Annotated in this window: 6 protein-coding genes; 2 read left to right on the top strand and 4 right to left on the bottom strand. The window is 69.5% G+C overall.

Features of this window, described 5'->3' with window-relative positions; genetic code table 11:
* Positions 1–1201: UDP-N-acetylmuramate--L-alanine ligase (locus WBA11_RS09800; RefSeq protein WP_424520516.1), on the bottom strand; the 1201-nt coding region annotated here is incomplete at its 3' end.
* A gap of 206 nt (positions 1202–1407) precedes the next feature.
* On the opposite strand from WBA11_RS09800, the gene WBA11_RS09805 reads away from it, so the two are divergent.
* A complete protein-coding gene (locus WBA11_RS09805; RefSeq protein WP_424520517.1) occupies positions 1408–1755 on the top strand; it encodes a hypothetical protein in 348 nt (115 codons plus the stop codon).
* Positions 1756–1841: 86 nt separating this feature from the next.
* Here the strand turns inward: WBA11_RS09805 and WBA11_RS09810 are convergent, their stop codons facing one another.
* From WBA11_RS09810 to WBA11_RS09820, 3 genes are read right to left on the bottom strand one after another with little or no spacing between them, the layout of a single operon-like run.
* Positions 1842–3065: a CNNM domain-containing protein gene (locus WBA11_RS09810; protein ID WP_424520518.1), complete on the bottom strand. Its 1224-nt coding sequence runs from the start codon at positions 3063–3065 to the stop codon at positions 1842–1844.
* A 48-nt stretch (positions 3066–3113) separates the two neighbouring features.
* The gene (locus WBA11_RS09815) at positions 3114–5573 is read right to left on the bottom strand and encodes a protein kinase domain-containing protein (protein WP_424520519.1); all 2460 of its coding nucleotides are present in this window, start codon (positions 5571–5573) and stop codon (positions 3114–3116) included.
* A gap of 46 nt (positions 5574–5619) precedes the next feature.
* Positions 5620–6237 carry an ECF-type sigma factor gene (locus WBA11_RS09820; protein ID WP_424520520.1) on the bottom strand — a complete coding sequence of 206 codons (618 nt, stop codon included), beginning with the start codon at positions 6235–6237 and terminating at the stop codon, positions 5620–5622.
* A 298-nt stretch (positions 6238–6535) separates the two neighbouring features.
* Between WBA11_RS09820 and WBA11_RS09825 the strand changes: the two genes are divergently transcribed.
* The coding region (locus WBA11_RS09825) for a hypothetical protein (protein ID WP_424520521.1) at positions 6536–6716 on the top strand (181 nt) is incomplete at its 3' end.

Raw genomic sequence — 6716 nt, forward strand, 5'->3', positions numbered from 1 at the left:
GCTCGAACACGGCGACGACGCGGCGACCCGGCCAGCGCTCCCTCACGCCCCGGACGGTCGCTTCGACGGCCGTCGGGTGGTGCGCGAAGTCGTCGATGACGAGTACGCCGCGCGCGTCGGCGGCGACCTCCTGGCGGCGCTTCATACCCTGAAACGAGCCCAATCCATCGGCGACTTGTTGCGGCGTGGCGCCCGCGTCGAGGGCGATGGCGGCGACGGCGAGCGCGTTGAGCGCGTTGTAGCGCCCGCCCATTGGGAGACGCACGTCGGCGACGGGCTCGCCGTGGACGACCAACCGGAACGTCTGCCCGCCCTCGACGGCCTCGAGGTCGCGAGCTGCGACGTGGAACGTGACGCCGGTCGGTTCGGCGCCCTCGACGCCGTAGAGCCGGACGCGCGCCCACGTCCGCTTGGCCAGCTTGCGGACCTCCTCGTCCTCGCCGTTGAGCACCAAGAGTCCGTCCGGCGGCGGGAGGGCCGCGAAGGCGTGGAAAGCGCGCAGGTACTCGGGCCAGTCCGAGTAGATGTCGGCGTGGTCGAACTCCAAGCTGGTCACGACCGCGCGGTGCGGCCGGTACAGGATCATCTTGGGCCGCTTGTCGAAGTAGGCCGCGTCGTACTCGTCGCCCTCGACGCAAAACACGCGTCCGGTCCCGAGCCCCGCCGTCCGCTCCTCGCCGACCAGCACGCCGCCGACCAGGAAGCCCGGGTCGAGGCCGGCCGAGCGCAGCACGTGGACGAGCATCCCGGTCGTGGTCGTCTTGCCGTGCGTCCCTGCGACGACGGCCGGCTGGCGGCTCGACAGGAACAGGTGCGCCAGAGTCTCGGGTAGCGACGCCTGGGTCAGCCCGCGCTCGCGCGCGGCGGCGGCCTCGGGGTGGGTCGGCGTGCTCGCGTTGCCCACCACGACCACGTCTGGGACGGGGTCGAGGTGGTCTGGGTCGTAGCCCTCGAGGACGGGAATGCCGGCGGCCTCGAGGCGCGTCGACATGGGCGGGTAGGCGGCCTCGTCCGAGCCCCGGACGTCGTAGCCGGCCTCGGCCATCAGCTCGGCGAGCGCACCCATCCCCTTGCCGCAGATCCCGATAAAGTGAGCGCTCTTGATCTCGCTCGGAGGTGGCAGTGGCGGCCGGTCGAAGACGCGGAGGTCGGCGTCGGCGAAGTCTTCCAGGCGGCGCATACGGGCGGGAATCGAGGGCACGGAAACTACCCCGCCCTCGAGGAAGGTCCCGGCCGATGACCCCTACCGCTCCTCGGATCCACAGGAAGGAGAAGCCATCACCTCCAGGACCTCGTGGGCCTCCTCTCCAACCTCTGAAACAACCTGACCGGAAACGGGCCGATCTCTCCCTCGGGCCTACCGACGGGACGCGGGGAGAGCCGGCCTCCTTCACAGTCCACGTCAACGTGCGCGACGAAGACATCGACGTGTCGAAGGGGACCGTCAAGGTCACGTGCGTCGAGCGCGTCTCCGTGCCCGAGCGGACGACCTCGAGGCCGAACGACGACGGCCCGCGCCGGGCCTCGGGCGGCGACGTCACGGCCAGCCTGCCCGACCGTGATGGCCTGGCATCGGCCGCGGTCCGCCTCGAGGCCGGGTCGTCGCACACCTTCGAGACCGAGGTCTCCATCCCCGAGAACCTGCCGCCGCCGGTGGCGGGCCGCAACGCGCGCTTCGAGTGGCAGGCCTCCGCGTCGCTCGACACGAAGGGCAACGATCCGGACAGCGGCTGGCAGACGTCCCGCGTCTGGTGACCGCCGGCCTCGAGGCCGAGCGAGGTTCTGCGGTGCGCCCTCGAGGACGACCCGTCTCGGTGCGGGCCGGGTCGTCCTCGGGGGCGCTACCCGACGGCGGGCGGCTCGCCGCCGGTGATCCCGAACTGAGCGGCCGCCTTCTGCTCCTGGACCTTCTGTTCGAGGATGGCCTCGGCGTCCGTTCCCTCCTCGATGATGCCGAGGCGCGCGGCGCGTTCGGCCCAGCGCTCACGAGCCGCCGTCTGCATGTCGTGGTCGTGGTCGGTCTCGTCCTGGATCTCGAGTCCGAGCAGCGTCTCGACGACGTCCTCCATCGTCGCGACGCCGGCCGTGCCGCCGTACTCCCCGACGACCAACGCGAGGTGCTCGCGGCGGTCGAGGAGCCGCTCGAAGAGTTCGGGGAGGGGGAGCGAGTCGGGGACGGTCAGGATCTCGCGGGTTAGGTCGGCGGCTCGCGCGTCGGGCTTCCCGTTGGCGACGGCCTGCAGCACGTCGTCACGCAGGACCATACCCGTGATGTGGTCCCGGTTGTCTTCGTAGATGGGCAGACGAGAGAACGGCTGGCCGTCCTCCGCGATCTCGCGGACGGGCGTGTCCTCCGAGTAGGCGACCATCACGGTGCGCGGTGTCATGACGTCCTTCGCCTTGAGCTGGCGGAAGCGGAACAGGCTGCGTAGGATGCGGCCCTCGGTCTCGTCGAACACGCCCTCCTCGGTTCCGATCTGGGCGAGCGCGGCGAGCTCCTCACGGCTAACGGCGCCCTCCTTCTCGCCCCGAGCGATCAGCTTGGTGATGCCCTGGGACAGCCACACCAGCGGCAGCGTGATCAAAATCAGGATGGGCAGGATCCGTGAGACGAGCGGGGCCAGCCCGCGCCAGTAGACCGCGCCCAGCGTCTTCGGGATGATCTCCGACAGGACCAGGATGCCGAGGGTCAGAATGGCTGAGAAGACCCCTATGAACTCGTTGCCATAGATGGCTGCGGCCTGTGCGCCGGCGCCCGCCGCACCGATGGTGTGGGCAACCGTGTTCAAGCTCAGGATGGCCGCCAGCGGACGCTCGACGTCGGCCTTGTACTCCTTGAGGCGAGCCGCCGCACTCGGGTTCTTGTCGGCCAGCGTCCCCATGTAGGCCGGCGACACGCTCAGCAGCACGGCCTCGAGGACGGAGCACAGGAAGCTCACGCCGATCGCGACCGAGATGTAGATGATCAGCAGGGTGAGCGAGCCGGAGCCGGTCGCGGCGCCGGTCGGGCCGGGGACGAGAGCGAGGAGCGAGGCGAGGTCGAACATGAAAGCGCAGATGGGCACCCGGTCTACTCCGGCAATCCCACGTCGGGTCCGCGTCCTCGAGGACGGCTAACCTGGGATCGAGAGCCCGGCGTCCTCGAGGCGTTGTCTCGCTTCGGCCACGCGAGGGTGAACCGGGCTCAGGGCCTCGAGAAGTCGAGGGTAGCTACGCCGTAGCAATCGCTCGCCCTCCGCTCGGCGCCCGAGCCGCAGCAAGCACTCGCCCATCACGCTCTCCCCGTTGCTGAGAATCCAGTGGCTTTCAGGGAGCATCCCGACGCGCGTCTCCTGGCTCTCTTGGAGAAGCCGAAGTCCGCGTTCTGGGTCCGAGCTTTGACAAGCCGTCGTGCCGACCATGTTCTGGGCGAAAGCCGTCATAAAGTCGTCGTCGCCGAGTACCCGGCGGGCGTCCTCGAGGACGGCGTCTCCATCGCGCTGTGCGTCTTCGATGCGGCCAATCCTGCGGAGCGTGCCGACCCGGTTGATCCGAATGCTGAACGTGCCAGGATGCTCCAAGCCCAGGAGGTCGGTGGCGATGTCGATGGCCTCCTGGTACAGCTCCATCGCCCTCGGACCTTGCTCCGGTCCGAGTTCGGAAAGGACGGCAGCCTGGTTCCCAAGCGCAAACGAGAGCTCGTAGCGAGCATTCGTACCCTTCGCCCGGAAGGCATCTACGATCTTGTCGAGCGTTTCAGCCGCCTCCTGAAATCGACCTCGATTGGTATTGAGGAGGGCGAGGTTGTTGAGCGTCGAGAAGTAGAGGTCGTACTCCGGGTCGCTGTACGTGAGCGACTCCCTGAATGCGGCCTCCGCCTCTTCGATTCGATCCTCGAGCTCGAGGGACGCGCCCATTGCGGAGAGAGTGCTCGCCAAGAGCTTCGTGTGGACCTCGTTCGTCGTGTCCTGCGCGACCACGTCCCGCATTCGCTGGACGGCGGCCTCGTGATGGGGAATCGCTTGGGCCGCTCGTCCACTTTCGGCGAGCGCGAGCGCGAGCGCGTGTTGGGCGGACCCGGGACGGAAGCCCTGGGCGTCATCTGAAAACAGCTCGATCGCTCGTCGGGCGTGATGCTCGGCTTGGTCCAAGAGGCCTCGGCCGAGGTACACATTGGCGAGCGACGTGTGGATGACAGCCGCGACGGCCGGCTCGGTCTCGTCCTCGACGCGGACAGCGGCACTATCGAGGACCACGCTGATCGGCGTGTCGGCGTCGCCCTCGCTCGGGTTGCCGACCAAGATGGTGTCCTCGAGGAAGCCGAACGCCCCCTCCGTCTCCGCGAGCGCAGCCTCGGCCCGCGTGGCCTCGGCGCGTGCCTCTCCAGCTTGCCACAATGCCGCGCCGAGTCCACTCACGAGCGCGACCAGCGCGACGGCCACCGCGGCGGCTGCGGCCCGATGTCGGCGAACGAACCGGCCGACCCGGTAGCTCATCGTCGCCGGCCGGGCTTCGACCGGCAAGCCTGAAAGGTGTCGCTCCAGATCGTCAGCGAGCGCTGCGGCCGTCGGATAGCGCCGCTCGGGCTCTTTCGCCAGCGCCTTGAGCACGATCGTGTCGAGGTCGCCCTCGAGGGCGCGGTTCTCCGTCCTCGAGGACGGGCGCGGAGGCGTGGTCTCGCGCACGATCCGCTCGGCCTCCGACGCCGTCGCGCCCGACACGTCGTAGGGGCGCTCGCCGGTCAGGACCTCGTATAAGACCACGCCCAACGCGTAGACGTCCGTCGCCGTCGTGACCTCCTGTCCGAGAAGCTGCTCCGGTGCCGCGTAGGCCGGCGTCATGGCCGTGCCCGAGGTCTGGGTTACGTCCGTCGCGTCGAGCAGCTTGGCGATCCCGAAGTCGAGCAGCTTGGCCCGCGGCTCGCCGTCCTCGAGGACGAACACGTTGGACGGCTTGAGGTCGCGGTGGACGACCAGCCGCGCGTGGGCGTAGGCGACGGCCTCGCACACCCGGACGAACAGCCGAATGCGGTCTTCGACGGACGCCTTTGTCCTTGAAGCCCACCGCGTGATCGTCTCGCCCTCGACCAACTCGAGGACGAGGTAGGGCGTACCATCCTCTGAGACGCCGCCGTCGTAGAGCCGAGCGATGCCGGGATGCTCGAGGCGAGCCAGCGTCTGGCGCTCGGCACGGAGGCGGGCGGCGAGCTTCTTGCGTCCCGGCCCGGACCGCAGCCGCTTGAGGGCGACCTCCCGCTCGAACAGCCCGTCCGAGCGCTCGGCGCGGTACACGATGCCCATGCCGCCTTCGCCCAGCACGCCCGTTAGCCGCCACGGACCGACGGCGGTTCCAACGGGCACGTCGTCCACGACGGTGGCCTCGACCAAGGAGGAGATCGGGGAGCGGAGCGCGTCCTCGAGGTCGGCGGCGTCGCTGGCGTCGAGCAAGGCCTCGACCTCGAGGCGGAGCGCGGCGTCGACGGTGCCGTCGTCGGAGCGGCAGGCGCCCTCGAGGAACGCGTCGCGGTCGGTGGGGGGGACGTCGAGGGCGCGCCCGAGGACGTCGGAGACTCTCGACCAATCAGTGTCGTTCATGGGCGCAGGGGCTACCGGGGCAACCGAGATATGCCACCGCGCCGGCTCACGAGTCGGCGAGATGGCGCGCGAGCCAGGCCCGCGCGACGGTCCAGCGCCGCTTCGAGGTCGCGAGCGAGACGCCCAGCACCTCGGCGGTCTCCTCGTTGGTGAGCCCGGCGAAGTAGCGGAGCTCGGCCACGCGAGCGGCTTGCTCGTCGATCTGGGCCAGCTTGTCGAGGGCGGTGTCGACGGACAGCGTCTCGTCCAAGTCGACACGTGGGGACACGGCGGTCACGCCGACCTCGCGCATCTCGTCCAGCGACGCAGCCTTGCCGTCGCCCCCGCGTTTCTCCGTCGATTGGGCGCGGGCGTAGTCGACGATCACGTCGCGCATCGCACGCGAGGCGACGCGGACGAAGTGCTGGCGGTCGTTGAGGTCGAGCGCCGCCGAGCGGCCGGCGAGCTTGGCGTAGGCCTCGTGGACGACGGCCGTCGTGTTGACGGTCGGGGCGGCGCCGTTGCGGACGCGCTGCCTGTGGGCGACCGACCGGAGCTCGTCGTAGAGCTGCTCGATGACGCGGTCGAGCGCCGAGGCGTCCCCCTCGCGGACGCGGTCGAGTAGGACGGTGACGTCTGGGGCCATGAGCAAACCCGTATAGAGCCAGTAAGATAGACGAATCAAGGTGGTTCTGATCTCCGCGTCCTCGATGGCGAATGAGCCGCCTCGGGTCGCGTCCTCGAGGGCCCCGCCGCTCCTGCCCAGGCCCAGATCTCACCGGACGCCTGTGCCGGCGGCTTGGATCAGGGTGTGCTCGACGTCAACGACGTCTCGGCACTTCGGACGACGAACGGGTCTCTCTTCCGCGCGCAGAACGTCGCAGAATGTCGATAAGGGCTACGAGATGCCTCGAGGGAGCGGCCTGGGTAATGTGTTTCAGGCAGGCCTGTGGCTCGGCGGGTTGGCCAACGGCGAGGTCCGAATGGCCGGGTCCACATACGGCCCGTACGACTTCTGGCCGGGCCCTCTCGGGGGCGATCAGCCGCCGGTCGATTGCGAGCCCTTCGACCGCATCTACAAGGTCAGCCGCGCAGACGTCGCGGCCTTCGAGGCCGGCGGCACGCCCGCGCCCGACCTCGCCGAGTGGCCCGCCGCCCTAGGCG

This window comes from Rubrivirga sp., from assembly GCF_049648075.1.
GTDB lineage: Bacteria > Bacteroidota > Rhodothermia > Rhodothermales > Rubricoccaceae > Rubrivirga.